The following is a 24409-nucleotide window of genomic DNA, read 5'->3' as shown; positions in this document are numbered from 1 at the left end:
TATCCGACACGTGGCCCCTTCTGACAGCGATCCCGCGGGACAGGGTGAATCCCGCCCCGTACCGGATCAACCCTCTGGGGCCCCGCGGCGCTCGCGCCTGCTTGCAGACCTTGCCGGACTGGTCCACCAGCGGACCATGATCGACCCGACCGCACCCGTCCTGGCCGTCACCGGCCTCGCTCGCGAGCGCCGTATGGCGGCCGGGGAGGGGGTCGAGGCCGTGGGGGCCGGCGGCAATCCGCACCGGCTGCGCCAGCTCCTCGATGCCCGCGTGCCGCCCGGCTGCCGGGCCGTGGTGAGCTTCGGGATCGCGGGCGGCCTCGATCCCTCGCTGAAGCCGGGCGACGTGGTGGTCGGCACCGGCGTCGTCGGTGAGGACGGGCGGCGCGCCGCCGATCTCGACCTGTCGGCCGTGCTCCTCAACGCCCTGTCGGATGTCGGGCCCCGGGTGATCCCGGCGGATCTCGCCGGCGTCGACACGGCCGTCCTGTCGGTCGACGGCAAGACCGAGCTTCGCGCCGCGACCGGCGCGGCGGCCGTCGACATGGAATCGCACGTGGCCGCGGCCTTCGCGGGGCGGCACGGCCTGCCCTTCGCGGTCCTGCGGGTGATCTGCGATCCGGCCGGCCAGGCGCTGCCGGCCTTCGCCGCGCAGGCGCTCACGGCGGATGGTGAGCCCGACATCGCCGCGGTGTTCTTCGCCTTCGCCCGCGGCCGGGCGCGTCTGGGAGACCTGATGCGGCTCGCCCGCGACTCGAACGCCGCCTTCGCGGCGCTCGGCCAGTGCCGGGCGCGCCTCGGGCCGGCCCTCGGGATCCCGGCGGCCCAGAGCTGACCGGTTCGGGTCGCCGCGTTTAGCGCTGCCGTCTGTGCGAGCGGAGTGGAGCAGCCCGGGGACGCGCGACGCTCGCTGAGGGCGCGCCGTCCTGGGTCACGTCTCTGCGCTGGTGATGATCGCGAGACAACGAGACCCGGCGATCCGGCTCAGGCCGGGTCGTCCGTCTCCTCCGGCAGCGGATCGCCGGTCCAGGTCGTAGCGAAGGCGGCGAGTTCCCGGGCCTCCGCGAAGGCCGCCACCGTCACGGCGCGCTCGGCCGGCGCCGCCCCCGGGTAGGGGGCGAGCTGGATCGTCACCCGGGCGAGGCGGCCGCCGGGGGCATTGGCGGCGAGCCAGGCCTGCGCGTCCGGCGTGAAGCGCTCCGGCCCGTCGAGGGCCCGCGAGTCGCTCCGCAGCACGATGACATAGGTGCCGAGGCTCGGATCGGCCTCCTGCACCGCCTTGACGATGTCGATCACGGGCTCTCCGCGAAGTCGTTGATCTGCACCTGGGCCTGCGCCGGGGTGAAGTTCGGGATGTCGGCGAAGATCTCCTCGCCATGGGCGGCCACGGCCTTCTTGAACGCCTCCACCGACTCGAAGGTCAGCAAAGCCATGACCTGGAACGGCGCGGTGCCGCCGTCCGGCGTGCCGGCGCCCTTGACCACCTTCGCCTCGTGGAGGCCGAGCGACGACCAGCGCTCGCGCACCAACGGCATGTGGTGGCCGAGATAGTAGCCCATGTCGAAGCTCGGGCCGGCCGGGTACATCACGCTGACCAGGATCATCGGGTCCATCCTCCCTGTGGAAACGGCCCGGATCTCCCGGGCTCGCAGCTCAAGCTAGTGCAGCTTCACGCGCGGCTCGGTGCGGCGGGTGAGCGCGCGGGCCATGGTGTCGAGCGCCGTCTTGGCAGTGCCGTGGAGCGCCCGCTCGTGCATCTTGTAGAGCGAGCGGTACATCATCCGGGCGAACAGGCCGGCGATCAGCATGTTCTTGCCGCGGACGAAGCCCATCAGGCTGCCGACGGTCGAGTACTCGCCGAGCGACACCAGCGATCCGAAATCCTTGTACTTGAAGGCTTTCAGCGGCTTGCCGTCGATCTTGGCCTGGATCTGGCCGACGAGATGGCTCGCCTGCTGGTGCGCCGCCTGGGCCCGCGGCGGCACCGGCGTGTCCGAGCCGACCTCCACCAGGTAGGCGCAATCGCCGAGCGCGAAGATGTCGGGGTCGCGGGTGGTCTGCAGCGTCGGGGTGACCACCAGCTGGTTGGTCCGCGTTGTCTCCAGCCCGCCGATGCCCTGCAGGAAGGGCGGAGCCTTCACGCCGGCCGCCCAGACCACCAGCTCCGACGGGATGAAGGTGCCATCGGCGAGCTGCACGCCGTCGGCCCGCACCTCGGTGACGCGCGCCTTCACGCGGACGTCGACGCCGATCTTGTTGAGGAGCTGCATCACCTCCGCCGAGAGGCGCTGGGGCACCGCCGGCAGGATCCGGTCGGCGGCCTCGACGAGGGTGATGCGGATGTCCTTGCCCGGGTCGATCCTGTCGAGGCCCGTGGAGACCACGTGGCGCAGGGTCCGGTGCAGCTCGGCGGCGAGCTCGGTCCCGGTGGCGCCGGCGCCGATCACCGTCACGTGAAGCTGGCCGGGGCGGACTGGACCGACCTGCGTGTGCGCCCGCAGGGACGCGTTCACGAGGCGCTGGTGGAAGCGCACCGCCTGGTCCTGCGTGTCGAGGGCGATGGCGTGCTCGGCGACCCCGGGCGTGCCGAAGTCGTTGGTCGTGGAGCCCACCGCCATCACGAGGGTATCGTACGGGACCGCGCGCTCCGGCGTGACCTCGCGCCCCTCGGAATCGTAGCTCGCCGCGAGCTGGATCGTGCGCGCCTCCCGGTCGAGCCCGGTCATGCGGCCGATCCGGTAGCGGAACCCGTGCATGTGGGCATGATGCAGGTAATCCACCGCATGATGGCCGACATCGAGGCTGCCCGCCGCGACTTCGTGGAGCAGCGGCTTCCAGATATGCGTGCGGGCGCGGTCGACGAGGGTGACATGGGCGCGCTTGCCGCGCCCGAGCTTGTCGCCGAGCTTCGTCACAAGCTGCAATCCAGCCGCGCCGCCGCCCACGACGACGATGCGATGCAGGCCGGACTCGTTCTCGACGGATGCCATCGACACTCTTTCTTCCCCCGAACCGGGATTAAAACGCCGGCCTGCTTACACGTCCTGGGTAACGGATTGCCACATCTGCCTGCCGCCCGCCCACGTGACCAGTGCGCGCGTGGCGGATCACGCGCCGGGCGCGCCGGGCTGACGCAGGGGATGTGCCGCCGCGACCTCCGGAAGGGCGAGGCAGGCCTCGGCGATCCGCGCCACGGTCGGGTAGGGCGCCGTGTCGATGCCGAAGATGCCGGTCCCGACCCAGAGGCTGACGAGGCAGAGATCGGCGTGGCTCACCGCGTCGCCCTGGCAGAAGCGGCCGGTCCACGGCTCGGTGCCGAGACGCGTCTCCAGCGTCCTGAGGCCGGTCTCGAAAGCGTTGCGCAGGAAGTCGAGCATCCGCTCCCGGGGCAGGCCGTAATGCTCCATCAGGAAGGTGCGCACCCGCGGCACGTAGAGGGGGTGGGTATCGCAGGCGACGACCTGCGCCAGGGAGCGCGCCCGCGCCCGGGCCCGCGGCTCCTCGGGCAGGAGCCGCACGCCGCCCTTCGTCTCCTCCAGGTAGTCGAGGATCGCGAGCGACTGGGTGAGGGGCGGACCGTCGCCGTCGAACAGGGCCGGCACCGCCCCCTGCGGGTTGATCGCCCGGAATTCCGGCTTGTGCTGGTCGCCCGCGTCGAGATCAATGAAGGTCTCCTCGTAGGCGATGCCCTTCAGCTTGAGCGCGATCCGCACCCGGAAGGCGGCGGCGGAGCGCCAGTTGCCGTACATGTGCATGGGGACAGGATCTCCGACGAGGCCGGAAGAGCACAGCCGAGTTTTCGCCCCGCGGCAAGACCCGGGACGGGCGGGTCGGGGGCGACAACCGGATCGGGCCAGCCCATATCGGATGCCTGTCCCGGAGAGACCCCGCCATGGCCGACCAGCCCGACGCCCGCCGCTTCATCCCGCTCAACATCGCGGTGCTCACCGTCTCGGACACGCGCCGGCCTGAGGACGACCGCTCGGGCGACACGCTGACCCAACGCCTCACGGAGGCGGGTCACCGGCTGGCCGACCGCGCCATCGTGCCCGACGAGATCCCGGCGATCCGCGGGCAGGTGGAGTGCTGGCTGCGCGACCCGGGAATCGACGTGGTGATCAGCACGGGCGGCACCGGCTTCACCGGCCGCGACGTGACCCCGGAGGCGCTGGAGCCGCTGTTCGAGAAGCGGATGGACGGCTTCTCGGCGGTGTTCCACCGGATCTCTTATGACAAGATCGGCACCTCGACCCTGCAATCCCGGGCGACGGCCGGGGTCGCGCAGGCGACCTACGTCTTCGTCCTGCCGGGCTCGCCGGGCGCCTGCCGGGATGCCTGGGACGGGATCCTGGCCCAGCAGCTCGACTACCGCCACCGGCCCTGCAACTTCGTAGAGATCATGCCGCGGCTCGACGAGCACCTGCGGCGCGGGGCGAGCATCACCGTGTGACCCGAACCGTCTGTCCGAGGCCGTGCAGCGGAGCCCGGAAGCCAGTGCCGCACCCTGCCAGAACCTTCACGCTCGGTGGTTCCGGATTCCGCGCTCGCCATTGGCATCCCGGAACGACGGGGCTGTGCTGCGGAACCAGCCCGGCGCGCTACGCCGCGTTCCCCTCCTTGCGGCGCAGCACCGAGTGCTTCCGGCCGTAGAAGAAGTAGATCACGAGCCCGATCGCCATCCAGATCACGAGCCGCAGCCACGTGTCGAGCGGCAGGCCGATCATCAGGAGCAGGCAGAACAGGATGCCGAGGATCGGCACCACCGGCACCGCGGGCGCCCGGAACGGGCGCTTCATGTGGCGGTCCGTCCGCCGCAGGTAGATCACCGAGCCGCAGACCAGAATGAAGGCGGCGAGCGTCCCGATGCTGACCATCTCGCCCAGGATGTTGATCGGCACCAGGGCGGCCACCAGCGCGACCATGGCCCCGATCAGCGCCTGGCTGCGATAGGGCGTCTGGTAGGTCGGGTGCACGTGGGAGAACATCTTCGGCAGCAGGCCGTCCTGGGCCATGGTGAAGAAGATCCGGCTTTGGCCGTAGAGCAGGACCAGGATTACCGTGGTCAGGCCGGTCAGCGCCCCGAGCTTGATCAGGATCGCGAACCAGCCGATGCCGATCACGTCGACCCCCTTGGCGATCGGGTCGGGGACGTTCAGGTCCTTGTAGGGCACGAGCCCGGTGAGCACGGCCGCCACCAGCACGTACAGGATGGTGCAGACGGCGAGCGAGCCCAGGATGCCGATCGGCATGTCCTTCTGGGGCCGGCGCGCCTCCTGTGCGGCGGTCGAGACCGCGTCGAAGCCGATGAAGGCGAAGAACACGACACCCGCACCGCGCAGGATGCCGCTGGCGCCGAAATGCCCGAAGGTGCCGTTGTTGTCCGGCATCAGCGGGCGCCAGTTCGCCGTGTTCACCTGACCCCAGCCCAGCGCGATGAAGGCCACCACGACGGTCAGCTTCACCGCCACCATGATGTTGTTGAAGCGCGCCGATTCCTTGGTGCCGCGCATCAGCAGGATCGTGATCAGCGCCACGATCAGCACCGCCGGCAGGTTGAACAGGGCGGTGCCACCGCCGTCGATCGGCGTGCCGGGGGCGTGGGCGAACTGCGCCGGGATCACGATCCCGACATCCTTGAGGATGCTGGTCACGTAGCCCGACCAGCCGACCGCCACGGTCGCCGCCCCCATGGCGTATTCGAGGATCAGGTCCCAGCCGATCAGCCACGCGAAGAACTCGCCCAGCGTCGCGTAGGTGTAGGTGTAGCTCGACCCGGCCACCGGGATCAGCGCCGCCATCTCGGAGTAGCACAGGCCCACGAAGGCGCAGGCGATGCCGCCGAGCACGAAGGAGAGCATGATCCCCGGCCCGGCATATTGCGCGGCGGCCGTGCCGGTGAGGACGAAGATGCCGGCGCCGATGATCGCGCCGATGCCCATCGCGGTGATCGAGAGGGCGCCCAGCGATTTCGAGAGCTGCTGCTCGCCCTCGCCACTCTCGAGGATGTCGTCGACCGATTTGCGCCCCATCAGGCCTGACGAATCCATGGCACCATCCTTTCAGGGCGGAAGCGGGTCAGCGTTCTCGCGCGGTGCAGAGACGGCAAATCTTCCACCCCGGTCAGGGTGTTGTAGAGGAGGCGTGACCGACAACAACGTGGCGTCGCGCAAGATTCTTCCGGTCAGGCCCGGTTGATCCGCGCGATCAGCGGCCGGACCTTGAGGCGCGGCGCGAACACCGCCCCGGCGCGCAGGGCCTCCCGCCGGACGACGTCCCCGGCCCGGGCCTGCCGGGCGCCGGCCACGAGCTCGATCCGGCCGATCAGGCGCGCGGGCCAACCGGCCGCCGGGCGCTGCAGGCGTCCGAGCCCGGTCTCGGGCCGGGCGGTCCCGACGAAGCGATCGAGGGTCCGGATCCAGCCTTCGGCCGGGACATCCCCGGCTTCAAGGCACAGGATCCAGTCCCGGCGGGCAGCGGCTGCGCCCGCCGCGTAGGGATTGCCGTCCCGGTGCAGGACCAGCGTCGCGCCCGTCGCCTCCGCGACGGCCGCCACGGCCTCGCTGTCGCTCCCGGTGACGATCACCGCGTCGCCGATCAGGCCGCCGGCGACACCCGAGACGAGCACGCTGAGCGTATCGGCCAGCCGATCGATCGCGTCCGGAGCGGCCGGGTCGGCCAGGAAGGTCACCGCAGAGAGCATGAGCGCGCCCTTAGACGATTTTCCGCCGCCGTAAACCATTGATCCGCCTCCCGAAGGCGCGAGCGCGACCGTGCGACGCGTTGCCTGGGGATTTGCCTGAAAATGAGGCGCTGGACCGCCGGGTGTTCGCGGTATGTTCCACGTGAAACACGGGGGCGACTCGGCATGGGACACAGCGGAGGTAAATCCACACGCGGGGCCGCGCTCCGTCTCGGGCTCAGCACGCCGCCCGAGAGCGCCCGGCGCGGTCGCGGCGCCACCGCCAATCCCACGAGCCGTTTCGCGGCGGCCTGGCGTGAGGTGTTTCACGATCCCGACTGGGAAGCCGACGCGCCGGCTCCCGTGCGCACGCAGGTCACGCCGGAGCGTTCCGCCCGCATCATTGCCCGCAACACGTCGCCCGACATCCCGTTTGATCGATCGATCAATCCCTATCGCGGCTGCGAGCACGGCTGCATCTACTGTTACGCGCGGCCGACCCACGCCTGGCTCGGTCTGTCGCCGGGGCTCGATTTCGAATCGCGGATCGTCACCAAGCCCGACGCCGCCCGGCTCCTTGCCCGGGAGTTGGCGGCGCCGGGCTATCGCCCCGAGACCATCGCCCTCGGAACGGCCACCGATCCCTACCAGCCGCTGGAACGCGAGCACCGCATCACCCGCGCGGTCTTGGAGGTACTGCGGGAGACCCGGCACCCGGTCAGCATCACGACGAAATCCGACCTCATCCTGCGCGACCTCGACATCCTGGCCGAGATGGCCGCGCAGAACCTGATCCTCGTCGCCCTATCGTTGCCGACCCTCGATCCGGACCTCGCCCGACGCCTCGATCCCCGCGCGCCGCGGCCGGAGAAGCGGCTCGCCGCGATGCGCGCCTTAAGCGCGGCGGGCGTGCCCGTGATGGTCAACGTCTCGCCGATCATCCCGGGGCTCACTGATCCCGAGATCGAGACGATCCTCGCCCGGGCCCGGGAGAACGGCGCGAGCCGGATCGGCCACGCGCTGCTCCGGCTTCCGGGCGAGGTCGCCGACCTCGTGGCCGACTGGTTCGCCGCACATTACCCCGAGCGGAAGGACCGGACCTTCGGGCTGCTGACACAGGCCCGGGGCGGCCGCGAGAACGATCCGCGTTTCGGCCACCGCTTCCGCGGCGAGGGCGCCTACGCGGCGATGATCGGCCAACGGGTGCGGCTCGCGGGAACACGGCTCGGCTTCGCCTTCGGCCGGATGGCGCTGGACCGTGATGCCTTCCGCAAGCCGGGGGCGCAGCTGGCGCTGTTCTGACGGTCGGCAGATCGGTTTCGGCCGGCTCGCCCGGTCCGTCGGGGCCGGCCTCGTGAGGTCGAGCCTTCGACGGGTGGACGACCGGCCGGCCCGGCCACAGCCTTCGAGCAACCTGTCTCGAATGCGCGAAGCCGTGCATTGAAAAGATTTTGTCCGCGATAAAGATCCGCGGTGCTGGTCGAGGCATGAGATGCAACAACTGAATTTATGAGTCCATGTCTTCAAAGTGCATGAATAACACAAGGTTGACATAGGCTGTTTTCAGGTTTCTACTGCACAAAGTTGAGATTAAGATGACAACTTGTAAGATAGAAGCTCACATAGCGGCGGCGGATCGTTTGCATCTATAAAGGATGTTCTGGTGTTCAGGATCGGTCATTTATCTATCGGCGTGACGTTTGGGGCGATCCTGTTTGCGATGAGCGCCCTGTTGCTCGTGGCGCGTGCCACCACGTTGCTGGAGGCCCACGAGGAGACGCTGCGCAGTCAGCAGGTCGTCGCCCTGTCGCAGGCGAGCCGCGCCCTGCTCCGCTCGATTGTCGCGACACGGACGGAGCGCGGCACGGCCCTGAGGCTGCTGGCCGACGAGAACCCGATCTCCGAGGCCGACAACACCGCCTTCCAATCGGATCACCGCGCCAGAATCGACGGTGAGACCGCGCTCTGGGCACGCGTTCGCGCCCTCGACATGCCGGCGGTGCAGGTCACGCTGGAGCCGCTGCGGCGCGCGCAGGAGGCTCTGGCAGCCCTGTGGCCGCAGGTCGAGGCGGCTGCAGCGGTGCCGAAGCCCCAGCGCAACGCCACGATCCGGCAGAATGTGGAGACGGTCAGCGCCGCGCTCCTCCAGGCCCTGGCGGCAACCAACAAGGCGGTGGATACCGCCCTTCCGCGGCAGGATGCGGCCGTCGACCGCTATCTCGAGATCAAGCGGGCCGCCTGGGCCACCCGAATCGCGTTCGGGGTATCCTGGGTCCGGATCGAGACAGCGGTAGCGGCCGCGACGGGCTGGTCTCAAGCCGAGATCGTCGCGGCCGCCGAGGAGCGGGCGCGGCTCTTCGCGGCATGGTCCGAGGTCGTCGACGCGATCGGCGCCGACCTGCCCGACACGATCACGCTCGCCTATCAGGAGGCTCGGGCCCGGAATTTCGAGGGTGAGGCGGCCGCACGGCGCGTTGCCCTGACTGAGGCGCTGAGCGCGGGCAGGCCACCCGGCATCGGGGTGAAGGCGCTGCGGGCACGCAACATCGCCGACGGAGCCGCCCTCGTCGATCTGGCCAACGCCGCCCTCGATGCGATGATCCAGCGCGTCGAGGCTCTCGCCGCCGCCACGCAGCGGTCGCTCCTGCTCGCCCTCCTGCTTCTCGCCGGTTCTCTGGTGCTGGCCATCGGCGGAACGGGGATCGTCTTTCGGCGCGTGCTTCGGCCGATCCAGGCCATGATCCAGGCTATGCGGGCTCTCGCGGCCGGCGACGCCACTGTCTCCATCCCAGCCCAGAATCGGCGGGACGAGATCGGCGCGATCGCGGCGGCCGTCCAGGTGTTCAAGGACAACCTGATCCGCACCCGGGTGCTGGAAGCGGAGGCCGATGCGGCCCGTCTCGCCGTGGAGGCGCAGCGCCGGTCGGCCACCGATGCGCTGGCGCAGAGCTTCGAGCAGGCGGTGTCCGGCATCGTCGCGCAAGTCTCCGGCTCCGCGGCCGAGCTGCAGACCACCGCCTGGCAGATGACCACGACCGCCCAGCAGACCGCCAGCCAGTCCAACGCCGTGGCCGCCGCCGCCGAGGAGGCGTCCGCGGGCGTCAGGACGGTGGCGGCCGCCGTCGAGGAACTCGGGACGTCCGTCCAGGAGATTGGGCGTCAGGTCCAGGGCTCATCCGAGCTGGCCCGGATCGCGGTCGGCGAGGCCGATCAGACCGCCACGCTCGTGGCCGCGCTCAACGCGGCGGCCGCCCGGGTCGGGGCCGTGATCGAGCTGATCGCCGGCATCGCCGCGCAAACGAATCTCCTGGCGCTCAATGCGACGATCGAGGCGGCGCGGGCCGGCGAGGCGGGACGGGGTTTCGCGGTGGTCGCCACCGAGGTGAAGGCGCTCGCCGCCCAGACCGGCCAGGCCACCGAGGAGATCGGCCGGCAGATCGGCGAAATCCGTAGCGTGACCGGCCAGGCGGTGGATGCGATCGGCACGATCACCGGCCGGATCGGGGAGATCAGCGCCGTGGCGGCGGCGATCGCGGCCGCGGTGGAGCAGCAGGGAGCGGCCACGCAGGAGATCGTCCGCAACATCGCCCAGGCCAATGCGGGGACGCAGGAGGTCAGCGGCAACATCACCGGCGTGGCGAACGCGGCCGACCAGACGGGCCGCGCGGCCGATCACGTGCTCGCCGCGGCGACCGCGTTGTCGCACCAGTCCGAGCAGCTCGAGGCCGAGGTCGATCGGTTCCTGGCGAGCGTCCGGGCCGCGTGACCCGACCCGTCAGGCCGGTCCGAACCCCCGGGTGAAGCTGAGCCGGTGATGCGGGCTCCGGCCGAGCCTCGTCAGGCCGACGCGGTGGACGGCCGTGCCGTAGCCGACGTTGCGCTCCCAGCCGTAGCCGGGATGACGCTCGGCCAAGCGCCGCATCAGGTCGTCGCGAAACACCTTGGCGACGATCGAGGCGGCGGCGATCTGCGGGACCAGCCTGTCGCCGCCGACCACCGCCTGGCCCGGCAGACCCGGCAGGGCATCGCGCCCGTCGACCAGGACCGGCGCATCGAGCCCGAGGCGGGCCACGGCACGCGCCATCGCGTCGAGGGTGGCGGCGCGGATGTTGATCCGGTCGATCAGCGCGCGGGAGCCCGCCGCCACCGCGACGCGCCCATGGGCGCGGATCAGCGGCGCCAGCCGCGCACGGACGGGCTCGGGCACGCGCTTGCTGTCGTCCAGGGCGGCGAGCAGATCCGGTGGGAGCGCCACGGGATCGAACCAGACCGCCGCCACCACCACGGGCCCGCACAGCGCGCCGCGCCCGACCTCGTCGCAACCGATGACGGCGGGGTACTCGGCCGCGCGGGCCGGATCGAACGGCATCGTCGTGGCGGGCGGCTTCCGGGCAGGGGACTTCCGGGCAGGGGACTTCCGGGCAGGGGACTTCCGGGCAGGGGACTTCCGGGCAGGGGACTTCCGGGGAGGCGGCATGGCCTTCTCCTGCCATCCCGCGCGGGCGCCGTCACCGGTCAGGCGGCGTCCCGGGTCCCCTGCACACCGCCATGCGCCTCGACGATGTTGCCGAAGAACTGACGGGCGCTCTCGTCCCAGCCGCAGCGCAGGGCCTCGGCCCGGCATTCGGCGCGCGACAGGTCGAGGGCCGCGAGCGCGGCGGCCCGCAGGTCCCGGTCGAGCACCCCGACGCGGGTGCCGCCGACGACGTCGTTCGGGCCCGGCACCGGGAAGGCCGCCACCGGCAGCCCGCTGGCCAGGGCCTCGAGAAGCACGATGCCGAACGTGTCGGTGAGGCTCGGGAAGACGAAGACGTCGCAGGCCGCGTAGACCGCCGAGAGATCCGCGCCGGTCCGGGTGCCGAGGAACCGTGCTCCGGGCGCCAGCGCCCGGAGCCGCGCCCGGTCTGGGCCGTCGCCCACGACGACCTTGGTGCCCGGCAGATCGAGACTCAGGAAGGCCGCGACGTTCTTCTCCACAGCGAGCCGCCCGACATAGAGGAACAGCGGCCGGGGCAGTCCGACGAGGTCCGCCGGCAGCGTCGCGCCGGGCTCGGCGGGCCGGAATCGCGCGGTATCGACGCCGCGGGTCCAGCGCATCAGCCGGCCGAAGCCCCGGGCCGCCAGCTCGCCCTGCAGCGAGGCGGTGCTGACCATCGTGCCCCGGGCGGCGCCGTGGAAGCGGCGCAGATAGGCGTAGGACCAAGCCTCCGGCACGGGGGCCCGGGCTGCAAGGTACTCGGGGAAGCGCGTGTGGTAGCTCGTGGTGAAGGGCAGCGCATGGGCGAGGCAGTAGCGCCGCGCCGCCAGGCCCACGGGGCCTTCGGTCGCGATGTGGACGTGGGTCGGCCGCTCCGCGTTCCAGCGCGCGGCCACCCGCTCCCGCCCGGCATAGGCGAGGCGGATCTCCGGATAGCCCGGCAGGGGCAGCGAGCGGAAATCCGCCACCGTCAGCAAGGCGGTCTCGAAGCCGTGCTCCGGCGCGCGCCACACCATCTGCTCCAGGGAGCGCACCACGCCGTTCACCTGCGGGTGCCAGGCATCGCTGGCGATGAGGAGCTTCACGGGCGGTGACCTCACGCCACCGCGCGCCGGCCCGGCAGCGTGTCCGGGACGCTCTCGGCCCTGCGGGCCCGCAGGACGCTCGGATAGTGCAGCACCTCGATGCGGCCGTCATAGTGCTCGACCAGGCCGGTGCAGGATTCGACCCAGTCGCCGGTGTTGAGGTAGCGCAGATCGCCGATCGGCCGGTCGGCCGCATGGTGGATGTGGCCGCAGATCACGCCGTCGGCGCCCTGCCGACGCGCCTCGTCGGCCAGGATCGTCTCGAAGCGGCCGATGAAGCTGACGGCGTTCTTCACGCGCAGCTTCGCCCAGGCGGAGAGCGACCAGTAGGACAGGCCGAGTCGCCGCCGCGCCTTGTTGATCACGGTGTTGAGGGACAAAGCCAGCGTGTAGGCGCCGTCGCCGAGATGGGCGAGCCAGCGCGAGTGGCGCACCACCATGTCGAACTGGTCGCCGTGGATCACGAGGTAGCGCCGGCCGTCGGCCGCCTCGTGGATCGCGGTCTCCGCCAGCTCGATCCCGCCGAAATTGGTGCCGACATAGTCGCGCAGGAACTCGTCGTGGTTGCCCGGCAGGTAGACGATGCGGGTCCCCTTGCGGACCTTGCGCAGCAGCTTCTGCACGACGTCGTTGTGCTCCTGCGGCCAGTACCATCCGGAGCGCAGCTGCCAGCCATCCACGATGTCGCCGACGAGGTAGATCGTATCGGCGTCGTAATCCTTCAGGAACGACAGCAGCAGCCCGGCCTGGCAGCCGCGCGTGCCGAGATGCAGGTCGGACAGGAACAGCGTCCGAACCCGGACCGGCATCTCCTCAACCTCGGCCACGGCACCCTCTCCCGGCGGCTGTACGGTGCCGGGATCCAGAGCGCGATCGCATCTCAGTTTGATGACGCGGGTCCTGGGCCGCGGAGACGGATCGGATACGGCGCGGCGAAGCCTCTCAACCCGAGATCGCCTTCGTTGCGCCGCACAAAAAATTTTTTTGCCAAGTTCCGGAAGTTTTTCCGGTTTTCCTTTCCGGCCCCACCGCCTCATAATGCCAAGAACCGGCGGCTCGGCACGAGCTCGGCCGGACCTTGACAGGAAGGCGGCGAGGACGGCCCTGAGGCCGTTGGACGGGACGGCATTTCGGAGGCGACCGGTGCGCGGGGGCGTGCCGCGACGCGAGCGGCGTGAGGCCGCCTGCCGCTCCGCTGAGGCCCCCCGATCACGGCAGAGGATGGCGTTCGAGGGGGTGCGGCGCGAGCCGCTTTCGACGGCGCCGGACCGACTCCCTGAGGACGCTTGAACAACCCGGCGCGGGTTCACGCTCGCCCACAATGGACTTTTCGGAGGAAACATCATGGCCGCAACCCGGCGCCCCGGTCGCAACCACCTCTTCATCCCGGGTCCCACCAACATCCCGGAGCGCGTCCTGCGCGCCATGCACGTGCAGTCCGAGGATCACCGCTCGCCGAGCTTTCCCGAGCTGGTGAAGCCGCTCCTGCAGGACTCCAAGATGGTGTTCGGCTCGACCAACGGGACGGTCATCCTGTTCCCGTCCTCGGGCACCGGCATCTGGGAATCGGCCCTGTCCAACACCCTCTGCCGCGGCGACAAGGTGCTCACCGCCCGCTACGGCCAGTTCAGCCACCTGTGGGTCGACATGGCCCAGCGCCTCGGCCTCGACGTCATCGTCCAGGACGAGGAGTGGGGCGCCGGCGCCGATCCGCAGAAGATCGAGGAGGCGCTCCGGGCCGACAAGGATCACGCCATCAAGGCCGTGATGGTCGTCCACAACGAGACGGCCACGGGCGTCACCAGCGATATCGGCGCGGTCCGCAAGGCGATCGACGCCGCCGGCCACCCGGCGCTGCTGTTCGTGGACGGCATCTCGTCGATCGGCTCGCTGCCGTTCTACATGGACGACTGGAAGGTCGATTGCGCCATCGCGGGCTCGCAGAAGGGCTTCATGCTGCCGGCCGGCCTCGGCCTGATCTGCATCAGCCCGAAGGCGCTCAAGATCGCCGAGGGCGGCACCGGCCGCAACGACCGGCTCGGCCACGCCTACTTCGCCTGGAAGGACCAACTGGCCGCCAACGCCACCGGCTACTTCCCCTACACCCCCGTCCTGCCGCTGCTCTACGGCCTGCGCGAGGCCCTGGCGATCGTGAAGGAGGAGGGGCTGGAGAACGTCTACCACCGCCATCACGTGCTCGGCGAGGCGACCCGTCAGGCCGTGGCGGCCTGGGGGCTCAAGCCCTGCGCCAAGGAGCCGAAGTGGAACTCCGACACGGTCACGGCGATCGTGGTGCCGGAGGGTGCCGACGCCGCCAAGGTGATCACCCACGCCTACGAGCGCTACAACCTCTCGCTGGGCGCCGGCCTGTCGAAAGTCGCCGGCAAGGTGTTCCGCATCGGCCACCTGGGCGACCTGAACGAGCTGTCGCTGCTGGGCGCCATCGCGGGCGCCGAGATGGCCATGCTCGATTGCGGCATCAAGGTCACGCCGGGTTCGGGCGTCGCCGCCGCCTCCAGCTACCTGCGCGAGAATCCGCTGCATAAGGCGTGATCGGCGCACGCGATCGGGGCGGGACCGGGTTGCCGGGCCCGCCCCGACGCGCAAGTAAGACCAAGACTATCGAGGAAACCGCCCGTCGTCCGAGAGGGGTCCTATGACCAAGAAGATCGTGTTCCTGGATCGTGAATCCCTCGATGCCAGGGTCCGACCGTTCAACTTCCCCCACGAATACGTCGAGCACGAGTCGACCTGGACGCCGGAAGAGATCGTGTCCCGCCTCCAGGGGGCGGAGATCGCGCTGATCAACAAGGTCCCGATGCGGGCCGAGACGCTGAAGCAGCTGCCCGACCTGAAGCTGATCGCGGTGGCCGCCACCGGCACCGACGTGGTCGACAAGGCCCAGGCCAAACAGCAGGGCATTACCGTCGTCAACATCCGCAACTACGCGTTCAACACCGTGCCGGAGCACGTGGTCGGTCTGATGTTCGCCCTGCGCCGGGCGATCGTGCCCTACGCCAACTCGGTTCGGCGCGGCGATTGGGCGAAGTCCAAGCAGTTCTGCTACTTCGACTACCCGATCTACGACATCGCCGGCTCGACGCTCGGCATCGTCGGCTACGGGGCGCTCGGCAAGTCGATCGCCAAGCGCGCCGAGGCGCTCGGCATGAAGGTCCTCGCCTACGACGTCTTCCCGCAGGATGGACTCGTGGATTTCGAGACGATCCTCGCGCAGTCCGACGTGATCACGCTGCACGTGCCGCTGACCCCCGACACCAAGGGGATGATCGGCGCCGCCGAGCTCAAGAAGATGAAGAAGAGCGCCATCCTCATCAACACGGCCCGGGGCGGGCTGGTGGACGAGGCGGCCCTGCTCGAGGCGCTCAAGGACGGCACGATCGCGGGCGCCGGGTTCGACGTGGTGGCGCAGGAGCCGCCCAAGGACGGCAACATCCTGTGCGACGCCGACCTGCCGAACCTGATCGTCACGCCGCACGTGGCCTGGGCCAGCAAGGAGGCGATGCAGATCCTGGCCGATCAGCTCGTCGACAACGTCGAGGCGTTCGTGGCGGGCAAGCCGCAGAACGTGGTCGAGAGCTGAGGCGGCGCGGACCCGCTCTCCGTCATTCCGGGGCGCCGCAGGCGAGCCCGGAACCCAGTTGCGCCGACGGTGTCGGCCGAGAACCACCCGTGCGTCTGGATTCCGGGCTCCGCTCCGCGGCCCCGGAATGACGGGGTGGATGTCCCTGACGTTATGATGCCCATCCTGGGCCGAGGTTGAGACATGACCAAGAAGCTGCTGTTCCTGTTCGACACCGATGCCGTGCCGAACGTGTTCGACACGGTGGTCGGCTACGACGGCGGCGCCGACCACATCACCGGCTACGGCGGCGTCAATCCCGACAATGTCGGCGCGCTGGTCGACGGTACGATCTACACCCGCGGCGGCTCCGAGAAGAAGTCGACGGCGATCTTCGTCGGCGGCGGCAGCATGGCGGCGGGCGAAGAGCTGTTCACCGCGGTCAAGAAGCGGTTCTTCGGCCCGTTCCGGGTCTCGGTGATGCTCGATTCCAACGGCTCCAACACCACGGCCGCCGCGGGCGTCGCGCTGGTGGCCAAGGCTGCCGGCTCGCTCCAGGGCAAGAAGGCCGTCGTGCTGGCGGGCACCGGCCCGGTCGGTATGCGCTCAGCCGCTTTGCTCGCCGGGGAGGGCGCCGAGGTCACCATCGCGGGCCGCGCCCTCGACAAGACCCAGGCCGCCGCGGACCAGATCAACAAGCGCTTCAAGGTCAACGTGAAGGCCGCCGCGACCCCCGACGAGGCCTCCCGCGTCGCCCTGGTGAAGGGCACGAACCTCGTGTTCACCGCCGGCGCCATCGGCGTCGAGCTGCTGCCGGAAGCGGCCTGGGCGCAGGAATCGTCGATCGAGTTCGTCGCCGACTACAACGCCCAGCCCCCGACCGGCATCGGCGGCATCGACGTGATGGACAAGGGCAAGGAGCGCAACGGCAAGCAGGCCTTCGGCGCGCTGGGCATCGGCGGCCTGAAGCTCAAGCTTCACCGGGCCTGCGTCGGCCAGCTCTTCGAGAGCACCGACAAGGTGCTCGACGCCGAGGAGATCTACGCCCTCGCCAAGACCATGGCCTGAGGAGGCGCCGGTGACTGAGACGCATCGCCCCGAGACCGACAGCATCGAGACGTTCCTGACGGAGCTGGCGAGTGCCGCCCCGACCCCCGGGGGCGGTGGCGCGGCGGCGATCTCCGGAGCCATGGGCGCGGCCCTGGTGTCGATGGTCTGCAACCTCACCATCGGCAAGAAGAAGTACGTCGAGGTCGAGGCCGAGCTGAAGGAGGTCCTGGCCAAGTCCGAGGGCCTGCGGGTCGTGCTCACCGGCATGATCGGCGAGGACGTGCAGGCCTTCGACGCCGTGATGGGCGCCTACGGCCTGCCCAAGGCTACCGACGAGGAGAAGGCGGCCCGGACCGAGAAGATCCAGGCCGCCCTCAAGACCGCCTGCGACGTGCCGCTCGCCTGCTGCCGGGCCTGCCGCGCCGTGATCGACCTCGCGGCGATCACAGCCGACAAGGGCAACCTCAACGTCGTGTCGGACGCCGGCGTGGCGGTGCTCTCCGCCTATGCCGGCCTGCGCAGCGCGGCCCTCAACGTCTACGTCAACGCGAAGGGTCTCGAGGACCGCGAGTTCGCCGACGAACGGTTGAAGGAGCTGGAGGATCTGCTCTCGGAGGCCGGCGCGCTCACCGAGAAGATCTACGCGGTCGTGAAAGCCAAGGTGAACTGAGACGGGCTTACGGTTCTCGCGACCGAACTCGCTTCGGCCGCGACGACCTTCCCCGTTGTTCCGGGGCGCGCAGGGCGAGCCCGGACCCGGAGGGGCACGCCGGGGGCGGCCAACCCACAACCGCTGCTGATGCAAGATCTTGGCGCGTCGGCGGCTCTGGATCTCGGGCTCCGCTGCGCGGCCCCGGGATGACGGCGAGAGGCGGATACGCTTGCAGATCTACAGTCGAGGCCGGGTGCATCGTGCCCCCGGCCTCGTTGTTTTTCTGTATGTCGCAGTGCAGCATCGAATACGATCCGTGCTGCGGCCGCGAAAAAGTCTCGGTCAATCAGCCGCTTAAAAAATTTGACGGGCGTAATCTTTCGACTCAACTAAAGTGAAGGGCGTCAACGGCGGCAACGAACCGCGGAGGAGGCGCCGAATGGACGTCCACGAGTATCAGGCCAAGGAGCTGCTTGCGAGCTTCGGCGTGGCCGTCCCGAAAGGGGCCATCGCGTTCAGTCCGGACCAGGCGGTCTACGCGGCCACCGAGCTCGGCGGCTCGTTCTGGGCCGTCAAGGCGCAGATCCACGCCGGCGCCCGCGGCAAGGCCGGCGGCATCAAGCTGTGCCGGACCTACAACGAGGTCCGCGACGCCGCCAAGGACCTCCTCGGCAAGCGCCTCGTCACCCACCAGACCGGCCCCGAGGGCAAGCCGGTGCAGCGCGTCTACGTCGAGACCGCCGACCCGTTCGAGCGCGAGCTCTATCTCGGCTACGTGCTGGACCGGAAGGCCGAGCGCGTCCGGGTCATCGCCAGTCAGCGCGGCGGCATGGATATCGAGGAGATCGCCGCCAAGGAGCCGGACTCGCTGATCCAGGTGGTGGTCGAGCCGGCGGTCGGCCTGCAGCAGTTCCAGGCCCGGGAGATCGCCTTCCAGCTCGGCCTCAACATCAAGCAGGTCTCGGCCGCGGTGAAGACGATCATGAACGCCTACCGGGCGTTCCGCGACTGCGACGGCACCATGCTGGAGATCAACCCGCTCGTCGTCACCAAGGACGACCGGGTGCTGGGCGCTCGATGCCAAGATGAGTTTCGACGACAACGCCCTGTTCCGCCGGCCGGGCATCGCCGACATGCACGACCCGTCCCAGGGCGACCCCCGCGAGGCCCAGGCCGCCGAGCACAACCTCAGCTACATCGGCCTCGAGGGCGAGATCGGCTGCATCGTCAACGGCGCCGGCCTCGCCATGGCCACCATGGACATGATCAAGCACGCGGGCGGCGAGCCGGCGAATTTCTTGGATGTCGGTGGTGGTGCTTCTCCGGAACGCGTCGCGACGGCCTTCCGGCTCGTGCTCTCGGACCGCAACGTGAAGGCGATCCTCGTCAACATCTTCGCCGGCATCAACCGCTGCGACTGGGTCGCCGAGGGCGTCGTGCAGGCCGCCCGCGAGGTGAAGATCGACGTGCCGCTGGTGGTGCGGCTGGCCGGCACGAACGTGGAGGCCGGCAAGAAGATCCTGGCCGAGAGCGGCCTCGACCTGATCACCGCCGACACGCTGGCTGAAGCGGCCAAGAAGGCGGTCGACGCCTGCGCGGCGGCCAAGACGAAGCACTGAGGGGAGACCGCGCCATGAGCATCCTCATCGACGAGACCACCCCGATCATCGTCCAGGGCATCACGGGCGACAAGGGCACCTTCCACGCCAAGGAGATGCTGGACTACGGCACGAACGTCGTGGGCGGCGTCACGCCGGGCAAGGGCGGGCGCACCCATCTCGGCCTGCCGGTGTTCAACACCGTCAAGGAAGCGGTGGCGGCGACCGGCGCCACGACCTCGATCACCTTCGTGGCGCCGCCCTTCGCGGCGGACGCCATCATGGAGGCAGCCGATGCCGGGCTGCGGCTGGTCTGCTCGATCACCGACGGCATCCCCGCCCAGGACATGATGCGGGTAAAGCGCTACCTGTACCGCTACCCCAAGGAAAAGCGGACCATGGTGGTCGGCCCGAACTGCGCGGGCATCATCTCGCCCGGCAAGGCGATGCTCGGCATCATGCCCGGCCACATCTACCTTCCGGGCAATGTCGGGGTGATCTCCCGCTCCGGGACGCTGGGCTACGAGGCCGCCTCGCAGCTCAAGGAGCTGGGGCTCGGCATCTCGACCTCGGTGGGCATCGGCGGCGACCCGATCAACGGCTCGTCCTTCCTCGACCACCTCGCCCTGTTCGAGACCGACCCGGACACCGACGCGGTGCTGATGATCGGTGAGATCGGCGGCCCGCAGGAGGCCGAGGCCTCGGCCTGGATCCGCGAGAACATGTCGAAGCCGGTGATCGGGTTCGTGGCCGGGCTGACCGCGCCGAAGGGGCGCCGCATGGGCCATGCCGGCGCGATCATCTCGGCGGCCGGCGACAGCGCCGCCGAGAAGGCCGAGATCATGCGCTCCTACGGGCTGACCGTGGCGCCGGATCCGGGGTCGTTCGGGCAGACCGTGGCCGACGTGCTGGCCCGGGCGGCGTAGCGCGCCGGAATCCAGAAGCGTGCCGCGCTCCCTCCCACTCTGCGGGGGAGGGTGGCCCGCGAAGCGGGCCAGGACGAAGTCCCGCAAGGGGGGAGCCCGGCCGCAGGAAATCGCGCGACCCTCAAGACGGCCGCAGCCTCGTCCTCACCGTCGCTCCCCCTTGCGGGACTTCGTCCCGACCCGCCCCTGCAGAGGGTGAGGGGGCGCGTCGCGCCTCGTCCTTCAAGAAAGTGCGCCACGAGGTGGCCCCATGACCCGTACCCTTCACGCAACCCCCGGCCTCGTCGACGCCACCGCCTTCGCGCCGCCGGTGATCACCGGCACCTCGTCGGAGCAGGCGCTGGACATCCTGTTCCAGGCGCTGCTCGACGTCGCCCGCCGGCACGACCCCGACCTCGAGGCGGTCCTGCACGGCACGGCCGACATCTCGCGCTTCTCGCCGCAGATGCTGGCGCGCGCCCTCCAGGTTCAGGGCATCTGGTTCCAGCTGATCTCCATCGCCGAGCAGAACGCTGCGATGCGCCGCCGCCGCCACGTGGAGCGCACGGAGGGACGGGCCGCGCTCGGCGGTTCCTTCGCCAAGGTCTTCTCCGACGCGCGCAAGCAGGGGGTGCCCCCGGAGAAGATCCAGGCGCTGCTCAGCGACCTGCGCATCCGCCCGACGCTGACCGCCCACCCCACCGAGGGCAAGCGGGTCACGGTGCTGGAGAAATTCCGCCGGATCTACCTCGTCCTGCGCGAGCTGGAGATGCCGCGCTGGACCGATCGCGAGCGCAACGGGCTCATGAACGAGCTGCGCGACCAGATCGAGCTGGTCTGGATGACCGGCGAGCTGCACCTGGAGAAGGCCACGGTCGAGCGGGAAGTGGCCTGGGGGCTGCACTTCTTCGATGAGACCCTGTTCGAGATGCTGCCCGAGACCCTAGAGACCCTGGAGGAGACGCTCGCCGAGACCTATCCGGGGACCGAATTCAAGGTGCCGCCGTTCTTCCAGTTCGGCTCGTGGATCGGCGGCGACCGGGACGGCAACCCCTACGTCACGGCCGCCGTCACCCGGCAGACCCTGCACCGCAACGCGCTGGCCTCGCTGACCCGCTACCGCGACGGCGTGCGCGAGCTGGGGCGGACCCTGTCGCTGACCGAGCGGTCGCTGCCGCTGCCCGCGAGCTTCCGCGCGGAGCTCGACCGGCACCTCGCCGAGAGCGGCCAGGCCCGGGCGATCACCCGCCGCAATCCCGGCGAGCCCTATCGCCAGTATCTCTCCTGCGTCTCGCGCAAGATCGACGCGACCATCGCCCGCAACGAAGGCGAGCACCCGTCCGGTCCCGATTATGCCAGCGCGGACGGGCTGATCGAGGACCTGCGCGTTCTCGAGCGCGGACTGACCGACGCCAAGTGCCCGGCGCTGGCGCGGGACCTCGTCCGCCCGGTCCGGCGCATGGTCGAGATCTTCCGGTTTTCGACGGTCCGTCTGGACCTGCGCGAGAACACCACCCGGACCACCGACACGCTCCAGGCCCTCTGGCGCCAGCGCAACGGCGAGGGCGAGCCGCCCGCCCTCGGCTCGGCCGCCTGGCGCCAATGGCTCGACACGGAGCTCGCCCGGCCGCGCGATCCCGAACGGTCCTTCGAGGACCTGCCCGACGCGGCCCGGGAGACGCTCGCCACCTTCGCTCTCGTCGCCGAGATGCGCGAGGCCCTCGACCGCGAGGCGTTCGGCGCCTTCGTGCTGTCGATGACCCGCTCGGTGGAGGACGTGCTCGGCGCCTACCTGCTCGCCAAGGAGGCGGGGGTGTTCCTTGACGCGGCCGGCACCGAGATCTGCCCGCTGCCGATCGTGCCCCTGTTCGAGACCATCGACGACCTGCGCGCCGGCCCGGCGATCATGCGGGCCCTGCTCAACGTGCCGGTGGTGCGCCGCTCCACCCGCTGGCAGGGCGGCGTGCAGGAGGTGATGATCGGCTACTCCGATTCGAACAAGGACGGCGGCTTCGTCGCCGCCAACTGGGAACTCTACAAGGCCCAGAGCAAGCTGACCCGGCTCGGCGAGGAACTCGGCGTCGGCATCGCGTTCTTCCACGGGCGCGGCGGCTCGGTGAGCCGCGGCGGCGTGCCGACCCACCGGGGCATCATGGCCCAGCCGCCGGGCTCGATCCGCGGCCGGTTCCGCACCACCGAGCAGGGCGAGGTGGTCTCGTTCAAGTACGCCAACCGCGGCACCGCCGCCTACCAGATGGAGCTGCTGGCGGCTTCCGTGTTCGAGCACGCGCTGGCCGGCGAGGGCGAGCGGGCGGGACCGGGCCACGACGACGCGCTGGAGGCTCTGGCCGGCGCGTCGCGGGCGGCCTACGTGCAGCTGCTCCAGACCGACGGCCTCGTCGACTATTTCCAGGCGGCGAGCCCGCTGGACGAGATTTCGCTCCTCAACATCGGCTCGCGCCCGGCCCGCCGGTTCGGGGCCCGCTCGCTCTCGGATCTGCGGGCGATTCCGTGGGTGTTCGCGTGGTCGCAGAACCGGCACGTCATCACCGGCTGGTACGGGGTCGGCTCGGGTCTCGCGAGCTTCCTCGACGTGCGCGGCCGCGACGGCGAGGCAACCCTCAAGCGCCTGTTCCAGGAATCCCGCGTCCTGCGCCTCGTCCTCGACGAGGTCGAGAAGACGCTGATGATGGTCGATCTCGACATCGCCCGCGCCTATGCGGGCCTCGTCCCCGATGCGGGCATCCGCGACCGGATCTTCGCGATGATCGAGGCCGAATACGCGCTGACCCGCGAGATGGTCCTGCGGGTGAGCGGCGGATCGGACCTGGCCGAGCGCTTCCCGCTGTTCCGCGACCGCCTGAAGGGGCGGCTGCCGACCATCAATCAGGTCGGACGCGAGCAGGTCGAGCTGCTCGCCCGCTATCGCGCCGAGACCGACGAGGACCGGCGCGAGGCGGTGAAGTCCGCCCTGCTCCTGTCGATCAACTGCATCGCGGTCGGCTTCGGGGCGACGGGGTGAGGGCGCCGCGGACGCCCTCTCTCTCCCGCAGAGCGGGAACGGGGCAGCGCGCGAATGTCGTGAGCCGAGGAGCCGCCTGAAACGCACCGTCGCGCGCTGTCGCCGAGCCTGACGAGCGCCATCTTCACCGCCAGGCGGGTCTTACCCCCGCAACGGCATCAGAACCGTCATCAAGAGAGAGGAACACCCATGAGCTTCACGCTGATCCAGCAGGCCAAGCCGCGCCTGCACCGCTCCGAACTCGCCGTCCCCGGCTCCAACCCGACCTTCATGGAGAAGTCGGCCTCCTCGGCGGCCGACGTGATCTTCCTCGACCTTGAGGACGCGGTCGCCCCGGACGACAAGGAGAAGGCCCGCACCAACATCATCCAGGCGCTCAACGACCTGGATTGGGGCAACAAGACCATGATGATCCGCATCAACGGTCTCGACACCCACTACATGTACCGCGACGTGGTCGACATCGTCGAAGCCTGCCCGCGGCTCGACATGGTGCTGATCCCCAAGGTCGGTGTGCCGGCCGACGTCTACGCCATCGACGTGCTGGTCACCCAGATCGAGCAGGCCAAGAAGCGCGAGAAGCAGATCGGCTTCGAGGTGCTGATCGAGACGGCGCTCGGCATGGCCAATGTCGAGGCGATCGCCCAGTCATCGAAGCGCCTGGAGGCGATGTCGTTCGGCGTCGCCGACTACGCGGCCTCGACCCGCGCCCGCTCGACGGTGATCGGCGGCGTGAACCCCGACTTCTCGGTGCTCACCGACAAGGACGAGTCCGGCAGCCGCCAGACCCACTGGCAGGATCCGTGGCTGTTCGCCCAGAACCGCATGCTGGTGGCCTGCCGGGCCTACGGCCTGCGCCCGATCGACGGGCCGTTCGGCGACTTCTCGGATCCGGACGGCTACCGCTCGGCGGCCCGGCGCTGCGCCGCCCTCGGCTTCGAGGGCAAGTGGGCGATCCACCCGAGCCAGATCGATCTCGCCAACGAGGTGTTCACCCCGTCGGAGGCCGAGGTCACCAAGGCCCGCCGCATCTTGGAGGCCATGGAAGAGGCCGCCAAGGCCGGCCGTGGCGCCGTCTCCCTGGACGGCCGCCTCATCGACATCGCCTCGATCCGCATGGCCGAGGCGCTGATTGAGAAGGCGAACGCCATGAAGGCGTAAGCGAGGGCTCAACGTCGGCGGGTCTCGGGGCTGCCCCGGGATCCGTCGGCGTCGCTTCTGAATACCCTCGGCTAATTTATCAGCCGCCGTCTTTTTGGGGCGCCGCAGGCGAGCCCGGACCCGGAGGGGCACGCGGGAGGCAGGCAGACCAGAATCGCCGACGGTGTCAGGCCGCGCAGGCGTCGCGGATCTGGATACCG

The 24409-nt window shown here is 70.0% G+C and carries 20 protein-coding genes and 1 pseudogene; 12 read left to right on the top strand and 9 right to left on the bottom strand.

The features are described from left to right. Positions 1-136 precede the first annotated feature (136 nt). Positions 137-835 carry a phosphorylase gene (locus ABIE45_RS30055; RefSeq protein ID WP_192707858.1) on the top strand — a complete coding sequence of 233 codons (699 nt, stop codon included), beginning with the start codon at positions 137-139 and terminating at the stop codon, positions 833-835. Positions 836-984: 149 nt separating this feature from the next. Here the strand turns inward: ABIE45_RS30055 and ABIE45_RS30050 are convergent, their stop codons facing one another. From ABIE45_RS30050 to maiA, 4 genes are all read right to left on the bottom strand, one after another. Further along, positions 985-1296, bottom strand: coding sequence for a hypothetical protein (locus ABIE45_RS30050; protein ID WP_192707859.1), 312 nt, complete (start codon positions 1294-1296; stop codon positions 985-987). After that, a complete protein-coding gene (locus tag ABIE45_RS30045; RefSeq protein WP_192707860.1) occupies positions 1293-1604 on the bottom strand; it encodes an EthD family reductase in 312 nt (103 codons plus the stop codon). Before ABIE45_RS30045 ends, ABIE45_RS30050 begins: the two co-directional genes overlap by 4 nt. Before the next feature lie 54 nt (positions 1605-1658). Further along, positions 1659-2990 carry an NAD(P)/FAD-dependent oxidoreductase gene (locus ABIE45_RS30040; RefSeq protein ID WP_192707861.1) on the bottom strand — a complete coding sequence of 444 codons (1332 nt, stop codon included), beginning with the start codon at positions 2988-2990 and terminating at the stop codon, positions 1659-1661. Between the two features lie 117 nt (positions 2991-3107). Next, a complete protein-coding gene (maiA, locus tag ABIE45_RS30035) occupies positions 3108-3755 on the bottom strand; it encodes a maleylacetoacetate isomerase (protein ID WP_192707862.1) in 648 nt (215 codons plus the stop codon). Between the two features lie 137 nt (positions 3756-3892). Here maiA and moaB point away from each other — a divergent pair, with 137 nt between their 5' ends. Next, positions 3893-4450: a molybdenum cofactor biosynthesis protein B gene (gene moaB / locus ABIE45_RS30030; RefSeq protein ID WP_192707863.1), complete on the top strand. Its 558-nt coding sequence runs from the start codon at positions 3893-3895 to the stop codon at positions 4448-4450. Positions 4451-4598: 148 nt separating this feature from the next. On the opposite strand, the gene ABIE45_RS30025 is transcribed toward moaB, so the two are convergent. Next, the gene (locus tag ABIE45_RS30025) at positions 4599-6047 is read right to left on the bottom strand and encodes an amino acid permease (protein ID WP_192707864.1); all 1449 of its coding nucleotides are present in this window, start codon (positions 6045-6047) and stop codon (positions 4599-4601) included. A gap of 134 nt (positions 6048-6181) precedes the next feature. Further along, positions 6182-6700, bottom strand: coding sequence for a hypothetical protein (locus tag ABIE45_RS30020; RefSeq protein WP_192707865.1), 519 nt, complete (start codon positions 6698-6700; stop codon positions 6182-6184). A 165-nt stretch (positions 6701-6865) separates the two neighbouring features. Between ABIE45_RS30020 and ABIE45_RS30015 the strand changes: the two genes are divergently transcribed. Together ABIE45_RS30015 and ABIE45_RS30010 are read left to right on the top strand one after the other, a co-directional pair. Continuing rightward, complete coding sequence (locus ABIE45_RS30015; RefSeq protein ID WP_192707866.1) at positions 6866-7981, top strand: PA0069 family radical SAM protein; 1116 nt, start codon at positions 6866-6868, stop codon at positions 7979-7981. A 418-nt stretch (positions 7982-8399) separates the two neighbouring features. Beyond that, a complete protein-coding gene (locus tag ABIE45_RS30010) occupies positions 8400-10445 on the top strand; it encodes a methyl-accepting chemotaxis protein (protein ID WP_192707867.1) in 2046 nt (681 codons plus the stop codon). A 9-nt stretch (positions 10446-10454) separates the two neighbouring features. On the opposite strand, the gene ABIE45_RS30005 is transcribed toward ABIE45_RS30010, so the two are convergent. The 3 genes from ABIE45_RS30005 to ABIE45_RS29995 all read right to left on the bottom strand — a co-directional run bounded on the left by ABIE45_RS30005 (position 10455) and on the right by ABIE45_RS29995 (position 13068). Continuing rightward, positions 10455-11048: a ribonuclease HII gene (locus ABIE45_RS30005; RefSeq protein WP_192708112.1), complete on the bottom strand. Its 594-nt coding sequence runs from the start codon at positions 11046-11048 to the stop codon at positions 10455-10457. A gap of 146 nt (positions 11049-11194) precedes the next feature. Further along, positions 11195-12241 carry a glycosyltransferase family 1 protein gene (locus ABIE45_RS30000; protein WP_192707868.1) on the bottom strand — a complete coding sequence of 349 codons (1047 nt, stop codon included), beginning with the start codon at positions 12239-12241 and terminating at the stop codon, positions 11195-11197. Positions 12242-12252: 11 nt separating this feature from the next. Then, the gene (locus tag ABIE45_RS29995) at positions 12253-13068 is read right to left on the bottom strand and encodes a UDP-2,3-diacylglucosamine diphosphatase (protein WP_192707869.1); all 816 of its coding nucleotides are present in this window, start codon (positions 13066-13068) and stop codon (positions 12253-12255) included. 517 nt (positions 13069-13585) lie between these two features. Between ABIE45_RS29995 and ABIE45_RS29990 the strand changes: the two genes are divergently transcribed. The 8 genes and pseudogenes from ABIE45_RS29990 to ABIE45_RS29955 all read left to right on the top strand — a co-directional run bounded on the left by ABIE45_RS29990 (position 13586) and on the right by ABIE45_RS29955 (position 24209). Then, positions 13586-14794, top strand: a complete 1209-nt coding sequence (locus ABIE45_RS29990) for an aminotransferase class V-fold PLP-dependent enzyme (protein ID WP_192707870.1) — start codon at positions 13586-13588, stop codon at positions 14792-14794. Positions 14795-14897: 103 nt separating this feature from the next. Then, on the top strand, positions 14898-15842 hold the full coding sequence (locus tag ABIE45_RS29985) for a D-2-hydroxyacid dehydrogenase (RefSeq protein WP_192707871.1): 945 nt from the start codon (positions 14898-14900) through the stop codon (positions 15840-15842). A gap of 183 nt (positions 15843-16025) precedes the next feature. Next, complete coding sequence (locus ABIE45_RS29980; RefSeq protein WP_149310230.1) at positions 16026-16889, top strand: NADP-dependent methylenetetrahydromethanopterin/methylenetetrahydrofolate dehydrogenase; 864 nt, start codon at positions 16026-16028, stop codon at positions 16887-16889. Between the two features lie 10 nt (positions 16890-16899). Further along, entirely contained in the window at positions 16900-17541 is a 642-nt protein-coding gene (gene fchA, locus ABIE45_RS29975) for a methenyltetrahydrofolate cyclohydrolase (RefSeq protein ID WP_192707872.1), read from the top strand. A gap of 421 nt (positions 17542-17962) precedes the next feature. Then, positions 17963-19142, top strand: a pseudogene (locus ABIE45_RS29970) (malate--CoA ligase subunit beta). Between the two features lie 14 nt (positions 19143-19156). Further along, on the top strand, positions 19157-20047 hold the full coding sequence (sucD, locus tag ABIE45_RS29965; RefSeq protein WP_010687110.1) for a succinate--CoA ligase subunit alpha: 891 nt from the start codon (positions 19157-19159) through the stop codon (positions 20045-20047). Positions 20048-20297: 250 nt separating this feature from the next. Continuing rightward, on the top strand, positions 20298-23048 hold the full coding sequence (locus tag ABIE45_RS29960; protein WP_192707874.1) for a phosphoenolpyruvate carboxylase: 2751 nt from the start codon (positions 20298-20300) through the stop codon (positions 23046-23048). A gap of 189 nt (positions 23049-23237) precedes the next feature. Beyond that, positions 23238-24209, top strand: coding sequence for a CoA ester lyase (locus ABIE45_RS29955; RefSeq protein ID WP_192707875.1), 972 nt, complete (start codon positions 23238-23240; stop codon positions 24207-24209). Positions 24210-24409 lie beyond the last annotated feature (200 nt).

The sequence above is a fragment of the Methylobacterium sp. OAE515 genome, from assembly GCF_041806315.1.
GTDB classification, from domain to species: domain Bacteria; phylum Pseudomonadota; class Alphaproteobacteria; order Rhizobiales; family Beijerinckiaceae; genus Methylobacterium; species Methylobacterium tardum.
Note: the sequence above shows the minus strand (reverse complement) of the source record. Positions and strands in the feature narration are given on the sequence as shown.